This is a genomic window from Mesorhizobium sp. LNHC252B00, assembly GCF_000502955.1.
GTDB lineage: Bacteria > Pseudomonadota > Alphaproteobacteria > Rhizobiales > Rhizobiaceae > Mesorhizobium.
Genome location: NZ_AYWO01000003.1, coordinates 190,867 through 214,247 on the forward strand (window position 1 = coordinate 190,867; position 23,381 = coordinate 214,247).

Sequence of the window (23,381 nt, forward strand, 5' to 3'; positions counted from 1 at the left end):
ATGTTCCCTGCTGCTCAGCCCCAAAGTGCCCCCAGTTTGCGGATCAGCAACAATTGTTCAAATGCAAGCGACCATGACAATGCCTCTGCTGCAAGGCAAAATCACTCAAAACTCGAAAGCATGAATACGTTCGAATCCCGGTAGTGGCTTAATTGCCGCATTAAACGCGCGTCTTCCGGTTACAACCCCTCCCGCCTTAAAAAAAAGTCGGGCCAGGCCGGAATTACCTTGCCCTTCAACGGCGACGAGTCGGCCGCCTTCGGCAAGCTGGTCGAGCAGCGGCACTGGGACTTCCGCGACGCTGCCGCCGACGAAGATGACGTCATAAGGCGCCTGGGCGGCATGCCCTTGTGGCAACGCCCCCTGCACAACGGTCACATTGCTGCAGCCAAGCGACGATAGCGTCGATCTGGCGGTTTCCGCCAGCGCCGAATCGCTTTCGAGCGCCACCACGGACCTGGCCAGCCGCGACAGGATGGCCGAAGCGTAACCCGTGCCGCAGCCGACATCGAGCGCCGAGTCGGTCGGCTTGATCTCAGCCAGTTGGATGAGCTTGGCCAGCGGTGACGCTTCCATAAGGTAGCGCGCGCCGTCCGCGCCGGTGGCAATGCGAATGTCCTCGTCGATGTAAGCGAGATCGCGCTGGGCGGCGCCAACAAAAGCCTCTCGTGGCACGACGAGCATGGCCTCGAGCAGCGGCGCGCTGGTCACATCGGTGGTGCGAACCTGGCCATCGACCATCTTGACGCGAAGCTCGGAGAAATCAGCGCTCATGTTCCAACCAATCCGCTTGCCGCGCCAGAACCGCGGTTCATTACGTCAGGAACTTCAGGCCCCCTACGCTTGCTGCGCGGGGGCCCGGGCATTGGAGGCCTCGCCCGGAATCGAACCGGGGTGCAAGGATTTGCAGTCCTCTGCGTAACCACTCCGCCACGAGGCCTCGTTGCTCCCGGCGTTCCACCCGGTTCCAATAGGTTGCGGCGAAAATGCCGTCAAGCGGCCACCGTGCATTCCGAACGGTTTCCCTGTGCGCCGATCCGGGCAGACCCTGTCAAATCGTCAGGCCCCAAGCCCACAGCTACATTAGACGATTCTTAAGCATAGCCTGCCGCAGGAAAAACCCCTTCGGGGTTCACGCGTTGAGCACGGCAGGAGACAAAGCCATGCGCCAGGCAATGGAGATGATAGACAAGAATGCGCCGCCAGGCCTGTCCTGAGCGCGGTGCAGAGAGTTTTTGCACTACGCCACCGACCGGCCTGTCCATTGAAGGCGCGGGCACCTGTCGCCGCACGACAGGGCAAGGCTTGCCTCAGCCGATTCTCAAGCAGATCCGTGAAGCAAGGGCCCGCTGAGGCGTGCCCACGCCATGTCAATCCGGCCGGCGCCGCCGTTCCCACCAGACGACAAAGCGTCGGCGGTGGCGCCGCACCATGGCGAACTCATAGGAAAGCACCAGCAATCCGAGCGGAACCATCCAGAAACCGAGGATCGGCAGGAACCCGAGGATGCCGCCGATGGTCAGCAGGACACCGATGGTGATTCTGAGCCCGCGCGAGCGCGGCATTTTGAACTCGCGCCCGAAAACTGAGATTTTGCGCGCCGGCATGTGGTTATCTTGTGCTGTCATCGTTTCGAAAGATTGACCCGTTTTGATCGTTCAGAAGCATCAGCGAACCCAAGCGCGGCCGCGCTTTCGGTTCCGTATCCCTGCCAAGGCTGCTAATATGAGGGCATCTCTCGACGATTGCGAGAAACGCCTGTGCGAAAAAGCCTCGGAAAAATGCGAATTGCTTCTTTGCAAAGCCGAAAAGGGCAGCTATACGCTGCGCAACTCGCATAAGAGCCTCCGTTCCCCGGTAGCTCAGTGGTAGAGCAACCGGCTGTTAACCGGTTGGTCGCTGGTTCGAATCCGGCCCGGGGAGCCAAATATTTCCAACCACTTAGCCGAAACAGCCCTACTGCCAGTCTGCTGGCAAAATTCAGTGCGGGCTACATCTAGGGCTACAGATGCAAGAAATGCCAAACAAAGCTCTGCCCCTTGGGAAGCTCTTGCGGATGACACGCAAAGAGGCGGCGTCAAATCAGATCAACCTGGCAATCAGACTTTTCCACGAGAGTGAGTTCGCCGGCGCCATCATCCTGGCCCTAGCTGCCGAAGCACAAACGCCGACAACGTCGCAACTGGAAAAGGCCAGGATGGGCTAAGCAAAAAGCCCGCCGCCTTTGCGGGCAGCGGGCCTAGTTCGGGAGGAGTGTCGGGCATCCCCTTTGCCCGCGAAACAACGGTACGCCTCACCTAGCTGGATAATAAGCTCGCACCGGTTGAAGCTCAGCATATTCCAGCTGAGTGACTTTTCTGCCACAAGATAAAGAAAGCCCGCCACCATCGGCAGCCAATCCTGCAAGTTTGCAGGTTTGATCAGTTCGCCTTCTGGCGGTTCATCTCGGAAAAATAGGACCGGAACTCCGCGCCCAGCTCTGCGACAAGCGAACGAACGTCCGCCGCTGGAGTCTTCGGTCCGATGGACCAGATTATATCGCCGTTCGCGGGATCGACCGTCCGGGCGATGGACTCAAAGCGATGTTTCCCTTCATAGCCGCACCAGTACGGTCTGATCAGTCAGATCGTCGCGCCACATAATCTGTTCGCAGTCGTTGTCCGGCTCGGAGTCGCCGCCTTCCTCGTCGTCGCAGTCGTCTTGCTCGCGGTCGTCGCACTGCCCAAGGGCACCCGTCACAGACCGCCAGCTCCGCCACCAGCCCAAATGACTATCTGGGAAAGATCGGCGATGTCGCCATAGATCTTCGAACCTTTGACGAGAAAACATTTGTCCCCCAGGACTTCGGCGAGTGAGCTTGACGCGGTGCAAACCGGCAGGTTCACCTTATGGCCCTTGGCATCGGCATAGCTGATGCTGATCGCGAGGATAGCGAGTACGAGAGTCGTCTTGCTCATATTTAGCCCCTAGAGCCAGCAGGCCCATTGGGCGGCAAAACCGGGTTGCCGCCCTTTGCCTTGCCATTAGGTGGAGCGGGGGTTTACGTCGCGCCATCCCTCGATTGGATGACGCGGGCTCATCTATATTAGCTATAGCTTAACGAAGCAGCCTCTCGCGCCAGCCATCCTCTCCTGGGCTTCCGGTCCTAGGCTTCCTGAATGTCTAAGACTGGCGCGCGACCGTCTGCACGATAGCCCCTAGATAGGTCAAGCAGCGTCGCAGCAAGTGGAACGTGCGGGCCAGGTCGCCGAAGGAGTGCCACCTCGAACACAGGTCTTCGAGAGGCTTCGCAGCGTTCGTGTCCTAGCTGTCGAGACCCCAAAGTTCCGGGTTGCGTTTGAAATACTCAGTCAGCATTTCGGTGAGCACCCTGACTTTCCGCGTGGGATGCTGACCCGGCGGGCGGACGACATACGCGGCCGCCGGAGGTACCGGATAGCGTGTCATGATCGGGACCAGCGTGCCGGAGGCCACATATTCATGTGTGATGCAATCGGCGAGCCAGGCGATGCCGAGACCTGCCGCCGCCGCGGCGGCAAGCGCCGTAGCGCTATCGGCCTTGAACCTGCCCTGCGGCTGAACCGTGACAACCTTGCCATTATCCATGAACTGCCAGGTTTCTGTTCCCTGCATGAGGGCCTGATGGGTGACGAGTTCGTCCAGAGTCTCAGGTGAACCGTGCGCTTCGATATAATCCGGGCTGGCGACAAGCTTGCCATGGAACGGCCCGACGCGCTTCGCGATCAGGTTGGAGTCCTGAAGGTAGCCAACCCGGATCGCGCAATCGAAACCCTCTGCGATGAGATCGACGAAGCGATCGCTGTAGGAGGTATGAATGTGAAGCTGCGGGTGCTGGCGCGCCATCTCCGCGAGCACGGGGGCGAAGTGGGTTGGGCCGAAAGTAAGCGGCATGGCAACCCTCAGGCGGCCGCGCAGCTCACCGGTGGGGAGGATCGTTTCCCTTGCGGTGTCGATCTCGGCGCTGGCCCGGGCCGCATGGTCCCTGAACGTGATTCCCGCTTCCGTAAGCGCGGCGCCGCGGGTTGTTCTTGCAAGAAGCTGAACCCCGAGCTCCGCTTCAACCCGAAAGAGCCGCCGACTGACGATTGACTTGGAGACGCCGAGCCGGCGCGCGGCGGCCGATACGCCCCCTGCATCGGCCACTGCGACGAATGTCTGTAGATCTTCGATGTCCAATACAGCGTTCCTCGTTTCGCGACACAGCTTGCCTGACTATGGCACTACCGCATCACCAAAAGGAACGGCAAATTGCGTCCAGACAACGTCGCCCGCTGGCGCATGTCTCCCGTGAACCCATTGCCGTCCATGGCGGCAGAGAAAGGAAGTCTTGATGACCCCTCGCAACGGCCTCGATTCGCTTCTTCGTCCCGAAGATTCGGTCCTCGTTCTGATCGATCACCAACCTTACCAGCTCGCAAACCTGAACAGCCACGATCCGCACATGGTGGTCAACAACACGACCGCGCTGGCGAAGCTAGCAAAAGCCTTCAATGTTCCGACCATTCTCACCAGCGTGATCGCGGCGCGCGGTGGACTTCTCTTCAAGCAGATCACCGACGTATTTCCGGACCAGGAAGTCATCGATCGCACCTGGGTGAACACCTGGCAGGACGAGAATGTGGTGAACGTCGTCAAGGCGACCGGCCGCAAGCAGCTGATCATCGCCGGCCTGTGGACCGAGGTCTGCGTCGCAATGCCTGTGATCCAGGCCGCCGGCGAAGGCTGGGATGTGACCGTTATAACCGACGCGTCGGGCGGGATTTCGAAGGAGTCTCACGAAGTTGCCATCCAGCGAATGATCGCGGCCGGCGCGAACGTGATGACCGTGATGGCGCTCGCTGGCGAATGGCAACGCGATTGGGCGCGCACCGAGCATGTCGAGGAGCTGACCGAGATTCTCATCCAGCACTTCGGCGGCAGCGGCATCGCGTATCTTTGGGAGCAGCAGCTTCTCAACACGCCAGTAGCCGGCTGATCCCGGTCGGCATGGCGAGCACTTCGGTGAAGGTCGGAATCGATCCGCTTGCCGGCCTTCGCCGCCCTTCTACCGAAACAAAGCCGCTCATGTGCGGCGATTGCGTGTGATCCCACCCGCCGCCTTCTGAATAACTCGCGGAGTTCCTCGATGCCTCCCGCCTTCACCCTTGGCCTGCCACTCGACCGCCGCGACGTCCTGATCTCGGCCCCGGCGCTCGCCGCGAGCTTCACCCTTCCGCGGGGCGCCGTGTGCGCGGCGGGGCCCGTAACCACAATGTTCCGGAGGGAGAATACACCACGGGTTTTGTCACGACCGACGACGACGTACAGATTTTCTACAAGGACTGGGGTCACAAGGACGCCCAGCCGATCGTTTTTCACCTGGGTGGCCGCTCAGCTCCGACGACTGGGACGCGCAGATGCTTTTCTTCCTGTCGAAGGGCTATCGAGTGGTCGCGCATAACCGGCGCGGCCACGGACGCTCGGAGCAGGTCGCCGATGGTCACGACATCGATCATTACGCGGCCGACGCGTTTGGGCGCTGGACCTGAAGGACGCGGTTCACATCGGCCATTCCACCGGTGGACCTTTGCGCATTTTCGGCGAATGTGGCGCAGGGTGATAGCGAATTCGCATTTCTCAGCTTCATCGACTCCGGGGAGCCATTTCAATCAAAACTGCGAGCGCCGCCTGCTCGCAGTTGGACGTCAGCCCTCTCCTTCCAGTGCAAGCGTCTTCAAGAGTTTAATCTTGGCGACATTTTTCCCGTCAAGATAGTCGGCTCTGGAATTTCAACCGAAAAAAGAGCTATGATGACCTTGGCATTCGCCGGGACCAGCTTCGCGTCCTCCAGAATGCCGGGGAGGAACGGGACATGGCCGTAGCGCTTGTACTCGTTTTGATTGTAGTGGGCTCGGTGCTGTTTCACCTGCTGAGCCCATGGTGGTGGACGCCGATTGCCTCGAACTGGGTCTATATCGACAACACCATCATCATTACCTTCTGGATTACCGGCGTCGTCTTCGCCGCCGTGGTCCTATTCATGGCCTATTGCGTCTTCCGCTTCCGTCATCGGGAAGGGAACCGGGCCGCCTACGAGCCGGAGAATAAGCGGCTCGAATCCTGGTTGACGATCGTCACCGCGGTCGGGGTCACGGCGTTGCTGGTTCCCGGCCTGTTCGTCTGGAGCCGGTTCGTCAACGTCCCGAGCGACGCGACGGAGGTCGAAGTCGTCGGCCAGCAATGGCAGTGGAGTTTCCGTCTGCCCGGCAAGGACGGCAAGCTTGGCACATCCGACACCCGGGACGTCACCACCGACAATCCGCTGGGCGTGATCGCCAGCGATCCCAATGGTCAGGACGATGTCCTGGTCGAAGCGGCTGATCTGCATTTGCCGGTCGGCAAGCCGGTCAAGATGCTGCTCCGCTCGATCGATGTGCTGCATGATTTCTATGTGCCGGAATTCCGCGCCAAGATGGACATGATCCCGGGCTCGGTCACCTATTTCTGGTTCACACCGACCAAGACCGGAACCTTTCAGGTCCTGTGCGCTGAACTTTGCGGCCAGGGGCATCCCTTGATGCATGGTGTGGTCGTGGTCGACACGCAGCAGGACTACCTGGCCTGGTTTGGCCAGCAGCAGACTTTCGCGCAGTTGTCGGCACCCCAGCAAACGGGCGCGGCAGACAACGCTCCCGGGAAGACTATGGCGCCGGCCAAGACCATAGCGCCAGGTTTGAAAATTGCAGCAAAGCTCGAAACGGTCGGGTCTCGCTGAAAAGGACGCGGAGGTGTTCCTATGGTCGACATCACACCTGCAGATGGCATCCCCCCGGCCGAAGTCGCCGAAGTGGAGCTTTACCATCCGCACAGCTGGTGGACGAGATACGTCTTCTCGCAGGACGCCAAGGTCATAGCCATCCAGTATTCGGCGACGGCAACGGGAATCGGCCTGGTCGCCCTGGTGCTATCCTGGCTGATGCGGCTGCAACTCGGCTTCCCCGGCACGTTCGACTTCATCACCCCGGAAGCCTACTACCAGTTTATCACCATGCACGGCATGATCATGGTGATCTACCTGCTCACCGCCCTCTTTCTCGGCGGCTTCGGCAACTATCTGATTCCGCTGATGGTCGGCGCGCGCGACATGGTTTTCCCCTATGTCAACATGCTGAGCTACTGGATCTACCTGCTCGCCGTGCTGGTCCTGGTGTCGAGCTTCTTTGCACCGGGCGGACCGACGGGCGCCGGCTGGACGCTCTACCCGCCACAAGCCATCATGAGCGGCACGCCGGGCGGCCAGGACTGGGGCATCATCCTGATGCTCTCCTCGCTGATCCTGTTCATCATCGGCTTCACGATGGGCGGCCTGAACTATGTGGTGACGGTGCTGCAGGGCCGCACGCGCGGCATGACGATGATGCGCCTGCCGCTGACCGTCTGGGGCATCTTCACAGCAACCGTCATGGCGCTGCTTGCCTTTCCGGCGCTGTTCGTCGCCTGCGTCATGATGCTGCTCGACCGCGTCCTAGGCACCAGCTTCTTCATGCCGGCGATCTCCGAGATGGGCGAGCAACTGCAGCACAATGGCGGCAGCCCGATCCTGTTTCAGCACCTGTTCTGGTTCTTCGGCCATCCCGAGGTCTACATCGTGGCGTTGCCGGCCTTCGGTATCGTCTCCGACCTGATCAGCACTCATGCACGCAAGAACATTTTCGGCTACCGGATGATGGTTTGGGCCATCGTCGGCATTGGCGCGCTGAGCTTCGTGGTCTGGGCGCATCACATGTATGTCAGCGGCATGCACCCCTATTTCGGTTTCTTCTTCGCCACCACGACGCTGATCATCGCCATTCCGACCGCCATCAAGGTCTACAACTGGGTGCTGACCTTATGGCGCGGCGACATCCATCTCACCATACCTATGCTCTTTGCCCTGGCCTTCATCGTCACCTTCGTCAATGGTGGGTTGACCGGGTTGTTTCTTGGCAATGTCGTCGTCGATGTTCCGCTGTCCGACACGATGTTCGTCGTCGCCCACTTCCATATGGTCATGGGTGTCGCCCCGATCCTCGTGGTTTTTGGCGCGATCTATCATTGGTACCCGAAGGTCACCGGGCGGATGCTCAACGAAATGCTGGGCCGGTTCCATTTCTGGGTCACCTTCCTCGGCGCCTACCTGATTTTCTTCCCCATGCACTACCTCGGCCTGATGGGCGTGCCGCGGCGCTATGCTGAACTGACCGACATGACTGTCATGACCGAGTCAGCCCACCACCTGAACTCGTTCATCAGCATCATGGCGTTCATCGTCGGCTTCGCCCAGATGGTGTTCCTGTTCAATCTCATCTGGAGCATCCGCCATGGCCGCGAGGCCGGCGGCAATCCGTGGCGGGCCACGACCCTCGAATGGCAGACGCCGCAAACACCGCCCGCCCACGGCAATTTCGGCAAGGACCTGCCGATCGTCTATCGCTGGGCCTATGATTACAGCGTGCCAGGCGCCAAGGAGGATTTCATTCCGCAGAACATGCCGGGCTCCTTCGGCCCCTCGAGGGAGCCGGCATGAGCGTCATCATAGTCTTCCTGTTCGTCATCGCCGGCTTTGCCGGATGGTGGCTTTCACATCAGGGGCTGATGTCGAAGCCATGGCTCGAGCAAGGTCTGGCCGGCGATTTTGTCGCCCTCGACCGGTCGGCGCTACCCACCGCCAAAATCGGCCTCGGTGTCTTCCTCGCCGTCGTCGGCTGCCTGTTCGCGCTCTTCACCAGCGCGTATTTCATGCGGATGGCGGTGTCGGACTGGCAGCCGCTGCCGCTGCCGCGGCTGCTCTGGCTCAACACCGGCGTGCTGGTCCTGAGCAGCATTGCCCTGCAATGCGCCACGGTCGCGGCGCGCAGGGGCCAGATCGACATGGTCAGGCTCGGCCTCGCCACGGCCGGGCTCACGGCGCTTGCCTTCCTGATCGGACAGCTCATGGCATGGCGGCAGCTGACCGCCGACGGCTATTTTCTGACCTCCAATCCGGCCAACAGCTTTTTCTACCTGATCACCGGCATGCATGGCCTGCACATACTGGGCGGGCTGGTGGGCCTCGGCAGAACAACCGCCGGCGCCTGGAACGCAGCGCGGCCCGAACGGCTTCGCCTCAGTGTCGAGTTGTGCGCCATGTACTGGCATTTCCTGCTCTTCGTCTGGCTCGCCGTCTTTGCCCTACTGGCCGGCTGGGCCGCGACGTTCATCGACATTTGCCGACAGTTGCTGACCTAAGGGATCAAACGAATGGCAGAGACACTCACGCATACCCAGACGGAGCCACGGCCCTCAGGCTGGCAAGGCATTGCCGCCGACTGGTCCTCGGATCAGCGGGCGTTCAAGAACGTGTCCTGGGGCAAGGCCATGATGTGGATCTTCCTGCTCAGCGACACCTTCATCTTCGGCTGCTTCCTGCTCTCCTACATGACCGCTCGCATTTCGACACGCGTGCCGTGGCCTAATCCGAGCGAGGTCTTTGCGCTTCGTATCGGCGGCTCGGATATCCCGCTGATCCTTATTGCGATCATGACCTTCGTGCTGATCTCGAGCAGCGGAACAATGGCCATGGCGGTCAATTTCGGCTATCGCCGCGACCGCCGCAAGACAGCGATCCTGATGCTTCTGACCGCGGCACTCGGCGCGACCTTTGTCGGCATGCAAGCCTTCGAATGGACCAAGCTGATCACCGAAGGGGTACGGCCCTGGGGCAACCCCTGGGGCGCCGCACAATTCGGTTCGACTTTCTTCATGATCACCGGTTTCCACGGCACCCATGTGACGATCGGGGTGATCTTCCTGATCATCGTGGCGCGCAAGGTATGGCGCGGAGATTTCGACACCGGGCGACGCGGCTTCTTCACCAGCCGCACGGGGCGCTACGAGAATGTCGAGATCATGGGGCTGTACTGGCACTTCGTCGATCTGGTCTGGGTATTCATCTTCGCATTCTTTTATCTTTGGTGAGAGGCAGGCTTTGGTGAGAGGAAAAAATGGCTGAAGCAACCGCAAACGGCCTCGGGCAACACGCACTTCACGCTGCGCATGAAGCGCCGGCCGCCGTCGCCCATGCCGACGCGCATCAGGAACATCCGATCAAACTCTATCTGGTGGTCTGGGCATGGCTGTTCATCCTCAGCACGTGCTCGTACCTGGTCGATTATTTCGGCCTTCACGGCTATCTCAGATGGTCGCTGATCCTGATCTTTATGATCCTCAAGGCAGGGCTGATAGTCGCCGTATTCATGCACATGGCTTGGGAACGGCTGGCGCTGGCCTATGCGATCATCCTGCCGCCGATACTGGTGCTGGTGTTCGTGACAATGATGGTCCTCGAAGCGGACTATACGCTTTTCACCCGGCTGACGTTTTTCGGGTCCGGGCCCTGAGGCCCAATCCGGAGTGCCATGGCATTCTGGTCAGGCCCCACGCATCCGGCGTGTGTCCAGTTCGGTGGCCGGCGCCTTGAAACAATCGGCAACTGGCCCATTTTGTTAGAGCATGATCCCGAAAAGTGGATCCGGTTTTTGCTCCACCGATCTTCGTTTCGAAAAAGATCTTGCTCGAACAACAAGAGAGCCGATCCCGACTTTCGGAACAGAACAGGCTCTGACATCGGAAACGACATAAGTGGGATGATTGCCGTCGTTTCCCGATGCGTCGCAAACTCCGGCAAGGGAGGCCAAGATGACGATCGCGAACAGACTGAAGGACTTCATCGACGGCAAGGGAATTCCCTACGACACCGTCGCTCATCATCGCACTTCGACAAGCAGGCAGGCGGCAATAGCCGCGCATGTGCCCGGCAGCATCATGGCGAAATCCGTGGTCGTTCACCACGAGCTTGGCTATGCAGTGGCCGTGGTTCCGAGCACCCACAGGATCGAGCTCGGCACATTGCAAGACGTCATGGACAAGCGTCTCGGACTCGCCTCCGAGGACGAGATGGCTTCGCTCTTCGGCGATTGCGACACCGGCGCGATCCCGCCGATCGGCGCGGCCTACAATGTGCCAGTGATCGTCGATGAAAGCCTTGGCGACGCCACCGACGTCTACTTCGAAGGCGGCGACCATAAAACGCTAGTGCATGTCAGCGGCAAGGATTTCCGCAACCTGACGATGGGTGCCTACCAGGCCCGCTTCAGCCACGCCGCTTACTGACGGCTTCGATCATCCCGCACCGCACTCTCGCCGGCGCGGGATGGGGCAGAACGTTCTCAACTCGCCGATCTGGAGGGCGGCTCCACGACCTTGCGGTAGACATGCCAGGTGGCGTGACCGAGAATCGGCAACACGACGGCCAGCCCGGCGAACACCGGCAGCGAGCCGATGATCAGGGCGACGGCGACAATCAGCCCCCAGACAGCCATGGTGATTGGGTTCGCCAGCACCGCGCGCACCGAGGTGTGGATGGCCTCGTAAGCGCCGACGTCGCGGTCCAGCAACAATGGGAAGGCGATGACCGTTGTGCACAACACGACCGCAGCGAAGACGAAGCCGATGGCGTGACCCAGGATGATCAGCGTCCAGCCACGTCCGGTGGCGAATATTTCGTTGATGAAGCCGGATATCGATGCCGGCGGTGCCGGGCCGAAGAGATACTGGTAAAATAGCTGGGCGGTCAAAAGCCATGTGATGAAGATTGCCAGCAGCATGATCCCGACCGCCGCGATGGCCGGGAGTGCCGGAGAATTCCTGACCTCGAAAGCGTGCCTCCAGGAGGTGTCGAGTCTGGCTTCCCGTCTGCGGCTGATTTCATAGAGACCTATCGCCGCAAAAGGGCCAATCAGCGCAAAACCGGAGACGAGCGGAAACAACAACGGCAACGCATTGGCGCCCGACGTCCAGACGGCGAGCACGACTCCCACCAGCGGATAGATCAGGCAGAGAAAGACGATGTGCGACGGCTTGACCATGAAATCGTCGACGCCACGCTTGAGCGCGTCGAAAAGGTCGGCAACACCGATTTTTCGAATTTTGGTATGCTCCAGCGTCTCGCTGGCGCCTGCTATCACATGAAAACTTGCCATGACCGTTCCTCCAGAGCGGGTCCGGTGAGGTCGCGGTTTCAGGGTGCTGCCGTTCTGCATGAATGGCCTCGCAAAACCGCGACCTGCACCGCAACCAACATACTCTTTTGCCAGGGACTTGTCGCCCTTTGTCGGAAGAGCTCCGCCGGCTGGCTCTGGTGGTTCTTTTCCGATATTCTCATACAGCGCCGCGCGTCCTTTTTGGGCGCGCAAAGGACGCTGTACCGCGTTGGCTGGCGCATGATCCTTGCCGAAAATCGATTCCGATTTTCAAGGGTCATGCGGCGAGTCAAAGGTGAATGCCATGGACGGAAGGACGGTTCTCATACTCGGCCTTGGCATAGTCGCCCTGCTGATCCTGGGATTCTGTGCAATACCATCGTGATCGCCGAGCCGGTCCTGGCAATTACCGACCCTCGGCTCGTCAAGGATTCCAAGAACAGCGGTCAGGCCGTCAACCTGGCATGAACGCCCGCATTGCGATGGTGTCGGCAAGCAGCATGGCAAAGATCGCAAAAAGATAGAAAATCGAGAAGGCGAACAGCGCCTTTGCAGTCTTCATCTCCGCGTCTGGAGCGGCCAGGACCTTCCAGGCGTGCCAGATGAAACCCGCGCCCAATGCAGCCGAAACAAGTCCATAAAACACGCTCGCGAATCCAACCGCCCAGGGCAGCACGCCGATTGGCGCCAAGAGCAGCGAATAGGCGAGTATCTGTTTTCTGGTCGACGCCTGGCCGGCCACGTTTGGCATCATCGGGATGCCGGCAGCTGCGTAGTCGCCGACCTTGAACAGCGCGAGCGCCCAAAAATGCGGCGGCGTCCACAGAAAGATGATCAGGAACAGGATGACGCTTTCGATGCCGATCGCGCCAGTGGCGGCCGCCCAGCCAATGACAGGAGGAAGGGCACCCGCCGCGCCGCCGATGACGATGTTCTGCGGCGTCGAGCGCTTCAGCCACATCGTATAGATGACGACGTAGAAAAAGATGGTGAAGGCCAGCAGCGATGCGGCAAGCCAGCCAACCAGAACGCCGAGCGTCATGACCGAAAGCGCGGAAAGCACCAGGCCGAAGCCGAGCGCTTCACCCGGCGTGACGCGGCCCGACGGAACCGGCCGTTTTGATGTGCGCGACATCAGCGCGTCGATATCGGCGTCGTACCACATGTTGAGGGCCCCGGCCGCTCCTGCTCCGATCGCAATCGCACCGATTGCAATCACGGCGATGACCGGATTCATCGCGCCAGGCGCCGCCATCAGGCCAACGAAAGCAGTGAATACTGCAAGCGCCATGACCCGCGGCTTCATAAGCGTGAAGAAATCACCCGCCGTCGCTTCCGAAAGGCGGATGCCGGTATCCTTGAGGCGGCTTTCCCTAGTCGACATCGCAGACCGAAGGAAGCAGGCAACCCAATGCAAGTCGCTCAAAAGTGGACGCGACGTGCATTAGGCCACGATCCCGAACTGAAGGCGCGCGCGTGCAAAAACTGGAACACGGTTTTTGCTCACGTTGCCCTCCGGTCCGGATAGACCACGACAGGACAAGCGGTTAGCCATATTGCGGAGGAGCCACGTCACTTGGAGAACGTTTTCAGATAGGCAATGACGTTGGCCACGTCTGCATCGTTCTTGAGGCCGGGAAACGCCATCTTGGTTCCTTTGACCATGGCTTTGGGATCGTGAAGATAGGTGGTCAGTGTTGGCTCGTCCCATTTAACGCCTGATTTGCCGGCCGCAATCATGGCATCAGAATATTTGAAATCCGGATGCGTACCGGCGGTCCGGCCGATGACGCCGTGCAGCGATGGTCCGATCTTGTTCTTATCCTCGTCTGCGATGTGGCAGACCTTGCATTTGGTGAAGACCTTCTCGCCAGCCGCAGCGTCCTGAGCCTGCGACGGATTGGCGGCGAAGGTTGCAACGGACACGACGGCGAAAAATGCGACCAAGCGCATGACTTTTTCCTCCCTATCGTCAAATGTGCCTGAGACGATCCGCGCATGCCGGTACCAACAGAAATGCGCCTTTCACGGCAGAACAGATTGTCCGCTTCTCCCATATGGATTGCGACACCTATATAACACGGAATCTGGCCGGCAGGTAGAAGAGGCTTACCGTCCAAAGGTTTAGGCGGTCTGCAGCATGGCGAGCGAAACCGCGCGTTCCTCGATTTCGGTTTCGGAGTGCGCTCGTCGATGATGTCGCGACGCCGGGCCTCCGCGCTTTCGCCAGAGCAGGCATATGCCCTGTCTTGGCTTCTGCGATCTCGTCAGGATTTCTTCTCGCCGTTTGGATTGGGCACCGGTGCCTCTCGCACGTCTCGCGGTGGCGGTTCGACATGTTCAAGTTCTGACGGTGCTCTTTTGTCGCGATGGACAGGTAGCTCCTTCGGTTCGGGGCTCGGTGGCGGTTCCTTGATCGTGTTGGACATGATCCAGTTAACCGGATCGCCGGTCTCTTGTTCCCGTCAGGAGCTTAAAAACTAGAAGCCGGAGGAACCGGGGGCGTTGAAGAGCGTTCTGTCGCATGCTCAAGAAAATCGCCCTCGCCGCGGTGTTGGTCCAGGTTGCCGCCTTTTCGGCTCTCATAACCCAAACGATCCTTTTTGCGTCCGCGGCCACCCAAGCTGCCAGTACGCAGCCCAGCGATCCTGTTGCTGTCACCGGGGAAGGATGCGCCAAGGCGACGCCCCAAGATTCCCGATCTGAAATATTTCCAATCCCAAACACGCCCGATCATTGCCTTAAGCGAATTGAGCCGAGGAAGCTTATCACGACGACCTTGATTATCGCCGGGCGACAATAGCCCCAGACTTGGATCGATCTTCCAAGGCTCAGGCAGCCCACCACCAGCCCTTCACCCGTCCGCGCTGGCCATCTCCCCTCATCGCCAATCCACCCAATTTAAGTCAGGGCGCTATGCTTGAAAGCGCAACGATCTCTGCTACTTGCGGCGCGGGGCTTGTGCATTTGAGTTCGACAAAATTGGCAATGACTTCAGTGAATATGGAATGCCCGCGCTGTCACAGCAGCGGCAGGATATTCGACTGTTCCAAATGGTATGCGTCAAACGGCCATTGCTGCCCGCAAGGCACCCATCGGATCGGTTGCCCCGGAAAGACGATCGCATGCTCGGGATGTGCCGGCCTGGGGACGCTGGCAGAATCTGTGCTGAGTGCCGTCGCGTAGCCCTCGATCGGATCGCATGACGAGCGCGGCTCCGACGCGTCCGGACTATCTTACTCCGGTGGTGGTTCTTCAGGTGGTGGCGTCAAAACTGTGATGTCCATTCTGGCGATCTTGGATGCTGCGCGACCTTGCGCACCAGAATCCACGTCGCCGCTTGCGGCAACCATGATTTTGGCGAGATGTCCGACGGCGTCTGCGCTGCGGCCTGGCGAAAATTCTTCGCTCGTTTCCGGCTTTCCCACCGCCGTCTGTTTTTCGGGTACTTGCCGAGGTTGATTTGCAATTGCGGCAATCATTCGAACCTCCTGTTGCAACACCCGAATCTTATATTAGCGTTGGCTGTTGTGAGGCTGACCTGGCAAGTCCGCCGGCAGCCGCAGTCAGGAGGCGTGAAAAACCTGGGAAATGGGGAGTCTTGCGACCGAGCCGCAAGGCGGCTCGGCGACGGGCAATTCCCGTCCGGTTCAGTTGGGGACGGCTAACAACCTTCGGTGGTCTTTTTCACATGGCCTGGAGCAGCCGTCTTGGCATCGGTGTCCTGCTGACCAGGAGCGGACTGTTTCGCACTGCCGGTTTGTTGGCCCGGCGCACAATCCTTGGCAGAGTTCGGATTGATGCCGCTCGTGGTCGTCTTGTCGGTGCCCTGGTCGGTGGTGCTTGGCATAGTTGTCGTCGTCGTCGACGACCCGCTGGTTGATGTGCCGGACTGAGCAAATGCAAATCCGGCGGACATGACAAGGAAGGCCGAGGTCAGAAGAATGTTTTTCATGATCAACTCCTGATTTAGAGAGCGATAAAGCGCCTCGACACCAACCGAGAGCTGAACGAACGGTTCCCTGAAAACGGCGATTGTTCCAAAAACGTGCAGAGGCGACCCGGCAGGCAACCCGGAGCCTGTCTGTGTCACCGACCTACTCTTGGCCGCTAGCCCAACTCTGCCGCACGAGGCCCACTAGACCCGGCGCCCAGCGCAACCTTGCATGCCAGTGGCCGCCGCGCGATGCTGTCGCCAGGGTTGGAACGAATCATGCGAAAAATTCTGGTGTCGGGGCTGCTGCTCGCGGCGGTTTTTTCCGTAAATCCGGCTCGGGCGCTGGACAGCAGCGGAGCGCCCGTCGTGGTGACGCCACTGGCATCGCGCACGACGACCGCGTCCGGTCAGCCGATCATGCTGCCGCAGAAGAACGTGCAGGTGCTGGTGTCGACCTATGACATCGCGCCAGGCGCGACTTTACCGGTTCACAGACATCCCTTCCCGCGCTACGCCTATGTCCAGGCCGGAACGCTGAAGGTCACCAATGTCGAGACCGGCAACAGCAACACCTACAAATCAGGCGATTTCATTATCGAAATGATCGGTCAGTGGCATCAGGCCACCAATATCGGCGATGGCCCGGTCAAGCTACTGGTCATCGATCAGGTCGAGGAAGGCGCCAAGAATACGGAACTGCGCCAGTAGCGGCCAAGGCGATATCCGCGCCCAGATGTCAGGAGGTGTGCCGCGCGTCACAGTGCACCGCCCCACCCCCGTGCAAGGCTAGCCCCAACTACCGACCATCTGCCTCGTGGTGGCGTTCAGCCGGTTGAAGGCGTTGATGAGCGCAATCTGGATGACCAACGCGGCCAGCGCCTTTTCATCATAATGCCGGGCGGCCTCGTCCCAGACATCGTCCGGTACCGCGTCCGACCGGTCGGCGAGCCGTGTGCCGGCCTCGGTAAGCGCCAGCGCCGCGCGCTCCGCCTCGGTGAAGTAGGGTGTCTCCCGCCATGCCGCGAGTGCAAAGATGCGCTCGTCCTTTTCACCGGCCTTCTTCAGTTCGCGGGCATGCATGTCGACGCAGACGGCGCAGTTGTTGATCTGGCTGGCGCGCAGATGGATGAGCTTGCGGGTGACATAGGGCAATTCGGCTGACTCGGTCGACTTGTCCAGCGCCAGCAGCGCCTGCACGGAACCGGGAATGAGCATCACCGGGTTCTTGATTCTTGCTTGCATGGTCTTTCTCCTTTGAGGTGTTCGTCGGGACGTGTTTTGCCGACCCGGATGCAAGGCATCCGAGGTTGTGAATTTGAAAGGATTGTCGGCCGCAACGCCGCGCTGCCACAGGAAACCAATAACCACATGGCTATGGGTTTACCCATAACTCAACAGTTATGAGAGTCAAGCAGGAAATGTCCGCTGGCCCAAATGGCGGCGCTGTTCGCGCTTTCACACCAACCGGCCCAATGCTAGGGCTGGCGGCGACATCATGGATTGGATAGCCCTTGACCAGAGAAACTCGCCTGCCGCTGATCGAAATCTGTGTCGAAGGTATCGACGGCCTTCTGGCAGCACAGGCTGCCGGCGCCGACCGGGTCGAACTGTGCGCCAGCCTCATTGAAGGCGGCATCACGCCGAGCCTCGGCACCGTGCGCGCCGCCCTCGACCAGGCGACCGTGCCATTCCACGTCATGGTGCGGCCGCGCGGCGGGGATTTTCTCTACAGTGAGAACGAGTACGCATCGATGCTCGCCGATGTCTCGGCGCTGCGCGACCTCGGCGTACCCGGCGTGGTGTTCGGCTGCCTGAACGGCGACGGCACCATTGACGAGGCGCGCATGAGCGAACTGACGCAGGCTGCCGGGGCCTTGAACGTCACGTGCCACCGCGCTTTCGACATGACGCGTGACCCGGCCGAGGCGCTCGAAGCGCTGATCCGCAGCAAGGTCGGCCGCGTGCTGACCAGCGGCCAGCGTGACACCGCCATCGAAGGCTTGCCGCTGTTGGCGGATCTGGTGCGGCAGGCCGGCGATCGCATCGTCATCCTCGGCTGCGGCGGGCTCGATCTCGGCAACATTGCCGAAGTGCGCAGAAAAACCGGTCTGTCCGAAATGCATTTCGCCGCCCTCAGGGAGGTGCCGAGCGCCATGGATTATCGCAACCCCCAGGTCGGCATGGGCGGCTCCGACCTCGACCGCGAGTATCGCAACACACTGACCGACACCGACCTGGTGGCAGCCACCATCAAGGCAGCCAAGGCATGATCACAATCCCTGCCCCGATGACCCGCGTATCCGCCGAAGACGAAGCGCAGATCCTGGCGCTCAACAACGAGCATGCCGCAGAACTGTCTTGGCTCGAGCCCGAACGGCTCTCCTTCCTGCTTGGGGAAGCATTTTACGCGCGCCGCATCGGCGATCTCGAAGCGTTCATCATGACTTTTGATCAGGACGCCCGTTACGACAGTCCGAATTTCTTATGGTTCCGCGAACGCTACGAGCGCTTCATCTATGTCGACCGCGTCGTCGTCGCGGCGCAAGCGCGTGGCCGCGGTCATGCCCGCCGGCTCTATCAGGACCTGTTCGGCCATGTTGAGCGCGCCGGCCACACGCTGGTCACCTGCGAAGTCAACATCGACCCGCCGAACCCCGCCTCGGATGCCTTTCACGCCGCCCTCGGCTTTGCCGAAGCCGGCGACGCCGTGATCTATGGCGGCAAGAAAGCGGTGCGCTATTACGTCAGGTCGCTGCAGGCATAGACAGGCCGAGCGCACCGCAAAACGCCTGAACGGCTCGATTGCCTCACCAATTGCGGTTGAGCCATTCACGAGCGGGGCGCTCGATGACGTAGTAGCTGCAGAGCGCGCAGGCAAAGACGCCGGCGAGCATCAGGACCGGCGCACTGCCTTGCTCGTAGACGAATTTGTAGAACGGCTGCTGCCACAGATACAGCGAGTACGACCACAGGCCCAGCGTCGCCATCGGCCAGGAGGACAGCAATCCGGAAAAATAGCGCGGGCTGAAATCGAGCACATTGACGGCCAGAGCCAGCAGCGGGACGGCGAGGAGATAATGGATCGGCGTCGGCACCGGATCGAGGAACAGCAGAACGGCACAGATCGATGCAGCGAGCGCCACATGCTTGCCTGTCATGATCGACGGCAGCCTGCCATCGGCCTTGAGCAGGCAGATCGAAGCCGACAGCAGGATCGACGCGATGTGCACGTCGGTGCGCCAATAAGTGGTTTCGTAATCCATCCCGAGGACCCAGTACGAAACCGCGCCGTTGGCCATGGCAAGCGAGGCCAGCGCCAGGAGCAGTACGACGACGCGGGAGCGCGTTGAGACGATCACGCTGATCAGCGCCAGGATGACATAGGCATGCTCCTCGATGCAAAGCGACCAGATATGGTCGAGCGCCCCTGCCCGCGTCACCAGAATGCCGGCATAATTATACGTGAATGTCAGTGCCGTCAGCGCCGCCTTCCACTTGAAGGAGATGAACGTGCTGACGAGCGCAATCATCGCGACGATCACAAAAACCAGGAGAGCCGGGTAGATGCGGGAGAACCGGCGCTTGAAGAATTTCTTCAGCGGATAACGTTCGATGAACAGGATCTCGCCCATCAGCCGGCCGCTGAGCACGAAGAAGAATTCGACGCCCAGTACGCCGAGATTGATTCCGGGGACAGGGAAAAAATGGCCGATCAGGACCAGCCCGATTGAAAGACCACGCCAGCCGTCGAGATAGGCCAGTCTTGTTCGGGCCGGTCTGTCGGCGGCGGATCGAGACGGAACGACATGCGTCGAGGAGATGTCGGTCATGCCGATCCTTTCGCATTTAGGCATGCGAAAGGGCACGGCGGTGAACCGCGCCGACCCGGCTCGCATTCCCGCCCCAGTCCATATTGCAGTGCAAGATAAACTTGTGCAAGTGCGAGATTGCTGCGGATCAGTACCGGCCGAAGGGTCGACCGCAATTGTCTCAAGCAAAGGGTTGGTGCGCGAACTGGACAACGACAGTTGCAACACACAAAAGGGGCCAATGAGGCCCCTTTCGTTGTTCGCAGCTGATCGTATCAGGCGTTGGCGGCAGCCACCGCGCGCTTGGCCATCACCGCGATCAGATTGGCGCGATAGTCGGCCGAGGCATGGATGTCGGTCATCAAATTCTTCGCCGAAACCTTCACGCCATCGAGCGCCGCGACCGCGAAATTCTTGGCGAGTGCGGCCTCGATCTCCTTCGAGCGGAAGACCCCGTCATCACCTGCACCGGTAACGGCAACGCTGACGCCATCCTTGCCCTTGGCCACGAACACGCCAACGATGGCGTAGCGCGATGCCGGATTGCGGAATTTTTCATAGGCCGCCTTGGCCGGCGCGGTGAACGTGACAGCGGTGATGATTTCGCCATCCTTCAACGACGTCTCGAACAGGCCCTTGAAGAACTTGTCGGCCGCGATCTGGCGCTTGTTGGTGACGATGGTGGCGCCCAACGCCAACAGCGCCGCCGGATAATCGGCCGCCGGATCGTTGTTGGCGACCGAGCCGCCGATCGTCCCCTTGTGGCGCACCGCCGGATCGCCGATCAGCGATGCCATATGGGCAAGCGCCGGACAGGCCTTCTTCAGCTTCTCGTCGTTGGCGACAGCGTGATGCGTGGTGGCAGCACCGATGGTGACCGTCTTGCCCGACACTGTAACACCCTGCAGCTCCTTGATCCGCGACAGGTCGACAAGGTCGGACGGTGCGGCGAGCCGGGTCTTCATTGCCGGGATCAATGTCATGCCGCCCGAAAGCAGCTTGGCGTCGCCCGTCTTGACCAGCTTGGCGGCATCGGCGACCGAGGCGGCACGGTGATAATTGACTGAGTACATTTGTATTTCTCCCTGGGTGAAAGAGCGAATAGGGAGGAACGATTAGCGAATAGGATTTGTCCCGTCGCACCGCCTTCTCTTCCCGATTCGCTACTCCCTATTCGCTATTCGCATTCAATGTTTCGTCGCGCGGATCGCTGCCCACACGGTGGACGGCGTTGCCGGCATGGCGAGATCGTTGCTGCCGATGGCGTCGGTGATGGCATTGATCACCGCCGGCGGCGAGCCGATGGCGCCGGCTTCGCCGCAGCCTTTGATACCGAGCGGATTGCCCGGGCATGGCGTGTTCGAGGTCGAGACCTTGAACGACGGCAGGTCGCCGGCGCGAGGCATGGTGTAGTCCATGTAGCTCGCGGTCAAAAGCTGACCGCTATTGTCATAGTGGGCGCCTTCCAGCAGCGCCTGGCCGATGCCTTGCGCAAGCCCGCCATGCACCTGACCCTCGACGATCATCGGGTTGATGATGTTGCCGAAATCGTCGGCGGCGACGAACTGGACGATCTCGGTCATGCCGGTTTCCGGGTCGACCTCGACCTCGCAGATGTAGCAGCCGGCAGGGAAGGTGAAATTCGACGGATCGTAGAACGCCGTCTCCTTCAGTCCCGGTTCCATCCCGCCCGGCAGATTATGGGCGGTGTAGGCGGCGAGCGCCATCTGGAACCACGGCACGTGCTTGTCGGTGCCGGCGACCTTCAGCGCGCCGTTCTCGATGACGATATCGCTCTCATCGGCCTCGAGCAGATGTGCCGCGATCTTTTTGGCCTTGGCTTCGACCTTGTCGAGCGCCTTGACGATCGCCGACATGCCGACCGCGCCCGAGCGCGAGCCATAGGTGCCCATGCCCATCTGCACCTTGTCGGTATCGCCATGGACGATCGAGACGGAATCAAGCGGCACGCCGAAGCGCTCGTTGACCAGTTGCGCGAAAGTCGTCTCATGGCCCTGGCCGTGGCTGTGCGAGCCGGTCAGCACCTCGATCGTGCCGACGGCATTGACGCGCACCTCTGCCGATTCCCACAGGCCGACACCGGCGCCGAGCGAACCGACCGCAGCGGACGGCGCGATGCCGCAGGCCTCGATGTAGCAACTCATGCCGATGCCGCGCAGCAGCCCCTTCTTGGCGGCGGCGGCCTTGCGCTTGGCAAAGCCGGCATAGTCCGACGCCTTCATTGCCGCATCGAGCGAAGCCGCATAGTCGCCGGCGTCATAGCACATGATGACCGGCGTCTGGTGCGGGAACGAGGTGACGAAGTTCTTGCGGCGCAACTCGGCGGGTGAAACGCCGAACTGTCGCGCGGCCGTCTCCATCATGCGTTCCATGACGAAGGTCGCTTCCGGCCGCCCTGCCCCGCGATAGGCATCGACGGGTGCGGTGTTGGTGTAGATCGCCTTCACATTGGCGTGGATCGCCGGGATGTTGTACTGGCCCGACAGCAGCGTCGCGTAGAGGTAAGTCGGCGTCGCCGACGAAAACAGTGACATATAAGCGCCGAGATTAGCCTTGGTTTCGACCTTGAGGCCGAGAATCTTGTGATCCTTGTCGAACGCCATTTCGGCATGGGTGTGATGGTCACGGCCATGCGCATCGGTGAGGAAACTCTCGGTGCGGTCGGCCACCCATTTGACCGGCACGCCGGTCTTCTTAGATGCCCATAGGCAGACGATCTCTTCGGGATAGATGTAGATTTTCGAGCCAAAGCCGCCGCCGACATCTGGCGCGATCACGCGCAGCTTGTTTTCCGGCGCGACGTTGTAGAAGGCGCTCATCACCAGCCGCGCCACATGCGGGTTCTGCGAGGTCGTCCAGCAGGTGTAATGATCCTCCGCCTTGTCATAGTGGCCAAGCGCCGCGCGCGGCTCCATGGCGTTGGGAACCAGCCGGTTGTTGATGATGTCCATCTTCACGACGTGAGCAGCCTTCTCGAAGGCCGCGGCCGTATCGTCGGCATTGCCGATATCCCAGTCGAAGATCAGATTGTTGTCGGCTTCCGGGTGGATCTGCGGCGCACCCTTGTCCATTGCCCTGGAGGCATCGACGACGGCCTTCAGCTCCTTGTAGGTGATCTCGACCGCCTCGGCGGCATCACGCGCCTGCCCCTTGGTCTCGGCGACGACGATCACGACCGCATCGCCGACATAACGGACGCGGTCGAAGGCCAGCGGCGACCACGCCCCCATCTTCATCGGCGAGCCGTCCTTGGAGTGGATCATCCAGCCGCAGATGATGTTGCCGATACCGTCGGCCTTGAGTTCCTTGCCGGTCAGCACGCCGATGACGCCCGGCATGTCTTGAGCCTTCTTGACGTCGATCTTCTTGATCTGCGCATGCGCGTGCGGGCTGCGCACGAAGGCGGCATGCTTCATGCCTGGAACCACCATGTCGTCGACGTAGCGGCCGGCGCCGGTGATGAACCGTTTATCTTCCTTGCGCGCGACCCGAGCGCCAACACCTTCAATGCCCATCAGAAATTCCTCCCGGTGAATAGTGAATGGTGAATTGATG

The 23,381-nt window shown here is 60.5% G+C and carries 26 protein-coding genes, 2 tRNA genes and 1 pseudogene; 14 read left to right on the plus strand and 15 right to left on the minus strand.

Features of this window, described 5'->3' with window-relative positions:
* Positions 1-105 precede the first annotated feature (105 nt).
* From X744_RS164345 to X744_RS164335, 3 genes are all read right to left on the minus strand, one after another.
* Complete coding sequence (locus tag X744_RS164345) at positions 106-774, minus strand: protein-L-isoaspartate O-methyltransferase (RefSeq protein WP_023757638.1); 669 nt, start codon at positions 772-774, stop codon at positions 106-108.
* A gap of 92 nt (positions 775-866) precedes the next feature.
* Positions 867-940 (minus strand) — tRNA-Cys (locus X744_RS164340).
* A 430-nt stretch (positions 941-1,370) separates the two neighbouring features.
* Positions 1,371-1,628: a hypothetical protein gene (locus tag X744_RS164335; RefSeq protein WP_023757639.1), complete on the minus strand. Its 258-nt coding sequence runs from the start codon at positions 1,626-1,628 to the stop codon at positions 1,371-1,373.
* A gap of 223 nt (positions 1,629-1,851) precedes the next feature.
* On the opposite strand from X744_RS164335, the gene X744_RS164330 reads away from it, so the two are divergent.
* Both X744_RS164330 and X744_RS164325 read left to right on the plus strand, forming a co-directional pair.
* Positions 1,852-1,926: transfer RNA gene (locus X744_RS164330), tRNA-Asn, on the plus strand.
* A 91-nt stretch (positions 1,927-2,017) separates the two neighbouring features.
* Positions 2,018-2,206, plus strand: a complete 189-nt coding sequence (locus X744_RS164325; RefSeq protein ID WP_210164160.1) for a hypothetical protein — start codon at positions 2,018-2,020, stop codon at positions 2,204-2,206.
* Positions 2,207-2,592: 386 nt separating this feature from the next.
* Here the strand turns inward: X744_RS164325 and X744_RS1000000173425 are convergent, their stop codons facing one another.
* The 3 genes from X744_RS1000000173425 to X744_RS164315 all read right to left on the minus strand — a co-directional run bounded on the left by X744_RS1000000173425 (position 2,593) and on the right by X744_RS164315 (position 4,197).
* On the minus strand, positions 2,593-2,739 hold the full coding sequence (locus X744_RS1000000173425) for a hypothetical protein (RefSeq protein ID WP_023757641.1): 147 nt from the start codon (positions 2,737-2,739) through the stop codon (positions 2,593-2,595).
* Positions 2,736-2,957: a hypothetical protein gene (locus X744_RS164320; protein ID WP_023757642.1), complete on the minus strand. Its 222-nt coding sequence runs from the start codon at positions 2,955-2,957 to the stop codon at positions 2,736-2,738. The genes X744_RS1000000173425 and X744_RS164320 overlap by 4 nt, the downstream gene beginning before the upstream one ends.
* Before the next feature lie 346 nt (positions 2,958-3,303).
* On the minus strand, positions 3,304-4,197 hold the full coding sequence (locus tag X744_RS164315; protein WP_023757643.1) for a LysR family transcriptional regulator: 894 nt from the start codon (positions 4,195-4,197) through the stop codon (positions 3,304-3,306).
* A gap of 154 nt (positions 4,198-4,351) precedes the next feature.
* On the opposite strand from X744_RS164315, the gene X744_RS164310 reads away from it, so the two are divergent.
* The 8 genes and pseudogenes from X744_RS164310 (at position 4,352) to X744_RS164280 (ending at position 11,190) form a co-directional block, all read left to right on the plus strand.
* Positions 4,352-4,996 carry a hydrolase gene (locus X744_RS164310; RefSeq protein ID WP_023757644.1) on the plus strand — a complete coding sequence of 215 codons (645 nt, stop codon included), beginning with the start codon at positions 4,352-4,354 and terminating at the stop codon, positions 4,994-4,996.
* A gap of 150 nt (positions 4,997-5,146) precedes the next feature.
* Positions 5,147-5,584 (plus strand): annotated as a pseudogene (locus tag X744_RS1000000171505) (alpha/beta hydrolase); the annotation flags it as partial.
* Between the two features lie 288 nt (positions 5,585-5,872).
* On the plus strand, positions 5,873-6,775 hold the full coding sequence (locus X744_RS164305; RefSeq protein ID WP_023757647.1) for a cytochrome c oxidase subunit II: 903 nt from the start codon (positions 5,873-5,875) through the stop codon (positions 6,773-6,775).
* Positions 6,776-6,796: 21 nt separating this feature from the next.
* Positions 6,797-8,566 (plus strand): cytochrome c oxidase subunit I, encoded by a 1,770-nt coding sequence (gene ctaD, locus X744_RS164300; RefSeq protein ID WP_023757648.1) that lies wholly within the window; start codon positions 6,797-6,799, stop codon positions 8,564-8,566.
* Complete coding sequence (locus X744_RS164295) at positions 8,563-9,267, plus strand: cytochrome c oxidase subunit 3 (protein WP_023757649.1); 705 nt, start codon at positions 8,563-8,565, stop codon at positions 9,265-9,267. Before ctaD ends, X744_RS164295 begins: the two co-directional genes overlap by 4 nt.
* A gap of 12 nt (positions 9,268-9,279) precedes the next feature.
* The gene (locus X744_RS164290) at positions 9,280-9,996 is read left to right on the plus strand and encodes a heme-copper oxidase subunit III family protein (protein ID WP_023757650.1); all 717 of its coding nucleotides are present in this window, start codon (positions 9,280-9,282) and stop codon (positions 9,994-9,996) included.
* A 26-nt stretch (positions 9,997-10,022) separates the two neighbouring features.
* Positions 10,023-10,418 (plus strand): cytochrome C oxidase subunit IV family protein, encoded by a 396-nt coding sequence (locus tag X744_RS164285; RefSeq protein WP_023757651.1) that lies wholly within the window; start codon positions 10,023-10,025, stop codon positions 10,416-10,418.
* Positions 10,419-10,716: 298 nt separating this feature from the next.
* Positions 10,717-11,190, plus strand: coding sequence for an aminoacyl-tRNA deacylase (locus tag X744_RS164280; RefSeq protein WP_023757652.1), 474 nt, complete (start codon positions 10,717-10,719; stop codon positions 11,188-11,190).
* 56 nt (positions 11,191-11,246) lie between these two features.
* On the opposite strand, the gene X744_RS164275 is transcribed toward X744_RS164280, so the two are convergent.
* The 3 genes from X744_RS164275 to X744_RS164265 all read right to left on the minus strand — a co-directional run bounded on the left by X744_RS164275 (position 11,247) and on the right by X744_RS164265 (position 14,012).
* On the minus strand, positions 11,247-12,059 hold the full coding sequence (locus X744_RS164275) for a DUF2189 domain-containing protein (RefSeq protein WP_023757653.1): 813 nt from the start codon (positions 12,057-12,059) through the stop codon (positions 11,247-11,249).
* 454 nt (positions 12,060-12,513) lie between these two features.
* On the minus strand, positions 12,514-13,443 hold the full coding sequence (locus X744_RS164270; protein ID WP_023757654.1) for a heme o synthase: 930 nt from the start codon (positions 13,441-13,443) through the stop codon (positions 12,514-12,516).
* A gap of 188 nt (positions 13,444-13,631) precedes the next feature.
* On the minus strand, positions 13,632-14,012 hold the full coding sequence (locus X744_RS164265; RefSeq protein ID WP_023757655.1) for a cytochrome c family protein: 381 nt from the start codon (positions 14,010-14,012) through the stop codon (positions 13,632-13,634).
* Positions 14,013-14,583: 571 nt separating this feature from the next.
* Here X744_RS164265 and X744_RS164260 point away from each other — a divergent pair.
* Positions 14,584-14,862 (plus strand): hypothetical protein, encoded by a 279-nt coding sequence (locus tag X744_RS164260; RefSeq protein WP_023757656.1) that lies wholly within the window; start codon positions 14,584-14,586, stop codon positions 14,860-14,862.
* Positions 14,863-15,295: 433 nt separating this feature from the next.
* Here the strand turns inward: X744_RS164260 and X744_RS1000000171515 are convergent, their stop codons facing one another.
* On the minus strand, positions 15,296-15,541 hold the full coding sequence (locus X744_RS1000000171515; RefSeq protein ID WP_084025151.1) for a hypothetical protein: 246 nt from the start codon (positions 15,539-15,541) through the stop codon (positions 15,296-15,298).
* Between the two features lie 182 nt (positions 15,542-15,723).
* A complete protein-coding gene (locus X744_RS164255; RefSeq protein WP_023757657.1) occupies positions 15,724-16,014 on the minus strand; it encodes a hypothetical protein in 291 nt (96 codons plus the stop codon).
* 258 nt (positions 16,015-16,272) lie between these two features.
* Between X744_RS164255 and X744_RS164250 the strand changes: the two genes are divergently transcribed.
* The gene (locus tag X744_RS164250; RefSeq protein ID WP_023757658.1) at positions 16,273-16,704 is read left to right on the plus strand and encodes a cupin domain-containing protein; all 432 of its coding nucleotides are present in this window, start codon (positions 16,273-16,275) and stop codon (positions 16,702-16,704) included.
* Positions 16,705-16,782: 78 nt separating this feature from the next.
* Here the strand turns inward: X744_RS164250 and X744_RS164245 are convergent, their stop codons facing one another.
* Positions 16,783-17,238: a carboxymuconolactone decarboxylase family protein gene (locus tag X744_RS164245; RefSeq protein ID WP_023757659.1), complete on the minus strand. Its 456-nt coding sequence runs from the start codon at positions 17,236-17,238 to the stop codon at positions 16,783-16,785.
* A gap of 269 nt (positions 17,239-17,507) precedes the next feature.
* Here X744_RS164245 and X744_RS164240 point away from each other — a divergent pair, with 269 nt between their 5' ends.
* Both X744_RS164240 and X744_RS164235 read left to right on the plus strand, forming a co-directional pair.
* Positions 17,508-18,266, plus strand: a complete 759-nt coding sequence (locus X744_RS164240) for a copper homeostasis protein CutC (protein ID WP_023757660.1) — start codon at positions 17,508-17,510, stop codon at positions 18,264-18,266.
* Positions 18,263-18,760, plus strand: a complete 498-nt coding sequence (locus X744_RS164235) for a GNAT family N-acetyltransferase (RefSeq protein WP_031259644.1) — start codon at positions 18,263-18,265, stop codon at positions 18,758-18,760. Before X744_RS164240 ends, X744_RS164235 begins: the two co-directional genes overlap by 4 nt.
* A 43-nt stretch (positions 18,761-18,803) precedes the next feature.
* On the opposite strand, the gene X744_RS164230 is transcribed toward X744_RS164235, so the two are convergent.
* From X744_RS164230 to X744_RS164220, 3 genes are all read right to left on the minus strand, one after another.
* Entirely contained in the window at positions 18,804-19,826 is a 1,023-nt protein-coding gene (locus X744_RS164230; protein WP_023757662.1) for an acyltransferase, read from the minus strand.
* Positions 19,827-20,080: 254 nt separating this feature from the next.
* A complete protein-coding gene (locus X744_RS164225) occupies positions 20,081-20,878 on the minus strand; it encodes a xanthine dehydrogenase family protein subunit M (protein WP_023757663.1) in 798 nt (265 codons plus the stop codon).
* Between the two features lie 114 nt (positions 20,879-20,992).
* Complete coding sequence (locus X744_RS164220) at positions 20,993-23,341, minus strand: xanthine dehydrogenase family protein molybdopterin-binding subunit (RefSeq protein ID WP_023757664.1); 2,349 nt, start codon at positions 23,339-23,341, stop codon at positions 20,993-20,995.
* Between the last annotated feature and the right edge of the window lie 40 nt (positions 23,342-23,381).

What these genes read in the sequence shown, in the direction of transcription:
- X744_RS164245 (WP_023757659.1), bottom strand. Translation starts at nt 17,238, where the DNA reads ATGCAAGCAAGAATCAAGAACCCGGTGATGCTCATTCCCGGTTCCGTG.
- X744_RS164260 (WP_023757656.1), top strand. Translation starts at nt 14,584, where the DNA reads ATGCTCAAGAAAATCGCCCTCGCCGCGGTGTTGGTCCAGGTTGCCGCC.
- X744_RS164295 (WP_023757649.1), top strand. Translation starts at nt 8,563, where the DNA reads ATGAGCGTCATCATAGTCTTCCTGTTCGTCATCGCCGGCTTTGCCGGA.
- X744_RS164265 (WP_023757655.1), bottom strand. Translation starts at nt 14,012, where the DNA reads ATGCGCTTGGTCGCATTTTTCGCCGTCGTGTCCGTTGCAACCTTCGCC.
- X744_RS164270 (WP_023757654.1), bottom strand. Translation starts at nt 13,443, where the DNA reads ATGTCGACTAGGGAAAGCCGCCTCAAGGATACCGGCATCCGCCTTTCG.
- X744_RS164250 (WP_023757658.1), top strand. Translation starts at nt 16,273, where the DNA reads ATGCGAAAAATTCTGGTGTCGGGGCTGCTGCTCGCGGCGGTTTTTTCC.
- ctaD (WP_023757648.1), top strand. Translation starts at nt 6,797, where the DNA reads ATGGTCGACATCACACCTGCAGATGGCATCCCCCCGGCCGAAGTCGCC.
- X744_RS1000000171515 (WP_084025151.1), bottom strand. Translation starts at nt 15,541, where the DNA reads ATGATTGCCGCAATTGCAAATCAACCTCGGCAAGTACCCGAAAAACAG.
- X744_RS164290 (WP_023757650.1), top strand. Translation starts at nt 9,280, where the DNA reads ATGGCAGAGACACTCACGCATACCCAGACGGAGCCACGGCCCTCAGGC.
- X744_RS164255 (WP_023757657.1), bottom strand. Translation starts at nt 16,014, where the DNA reads ATGAAAAACATTCTTCTGACCTCGGCCTTCCTTGTCATGTCCGCCGGA.
- X744_RS164335 (WP_023757639.1), bottom strand. Translation starts at nt 1,628, where the DNA reads ATGACAGCACAAGATAACCACATGCCGGCGCGCAAAATCTCAGTTTTC.
- X744_RS164325 (WP_210164160.1), top strand. Translation starts at nt 2,018, where the DNA reads ATGCCAAACAAAGCTCTGCCCCTTGGGAAGCTCTTGCGGATGACACGC.
- X744_RS164275 (WP_023757653.1), bottom strand. Translation starts at nt 12,059, where the DNA reads ATGGCAAGTTTTCATGTGATAGCAGGCGCCAGCGAGACGCTGGAGCAT.
- X744_RS164225 (WP_023757663.1), bottom strand. Translation starts at nt 20,878, where the DNA reads ATGTACTCAGTCAATTATCACCGTGCCGCCTCGGTCGCCGATGCCGCC.
- X744_RS164285 (WP_023757651.1), top strand. Translation starts at nt 10,023, where the DNA reads ATGGCTGAAGCAACCGCAAACGGCCTCGGGCAACACGCACTTCACGCT.
- X744_RS164280 (WP_023757652.1), top strand. Translation starts at nt 10,717, where the DNA reads ATGACGATCGCGAACAGACTGAAGGACTTCATCGACGGCAAGGGAATT.
- X744_RS164310 (WP_023757644.1), top strand. Translation starts at nt 4,352, where the DNA reads ATGACCCCTCGCAACGGCCTCGATTCGCTTCTTCGTCCCGAAGATTCG.
- X744_RS164345 (WP_023757638.1), bottom strand. Translation starts at nt 774, where the DNA reads ATGAGCGCTGATTTCTCCGAGCTTCGCGTCAAGATGGTCGATGGCCAG.
- X744_RS164230 (WP_023757662.1), bottom strand. Translation starts at nt 19,826, where the DNA reads ATGACCGACATCTCCTCGACGCATGTCGTTCCGTCTCGATCCGCCGCC.
- X744_RS164320 (WP_023757642.1), bottom strand. Translation starts at nt 2,957, where the DNA reads ATGAGCAAGACGACTCTCGTACTCGCTATCCTCGCGATCAGCATCAGC.
- X744_RS164305 (WP_023757647.1), top strand. Translation starts at nt 5,873, where the DNA reads ATGGCCGTAGCGCTTGTACTCGTTTTGATTGTAGTGGGCTCGGTGCTG.
- X744_RS164235 (WP_031259644.1), top strand. Translation starts at nt 18,263, where the DNA reads ATGATCACAATCCCTGCCCCGATGACCCGCGTATCCGCCGAAGACGAA.
- X744_RS164220 (WP_023757664.1), bottom strand. Translation starts at nt 23,341, where the DNA reads ATGGGCATTGAAGGTGTTGGCGCTCGGGTCGCGCGCAAGGAAGATAAA.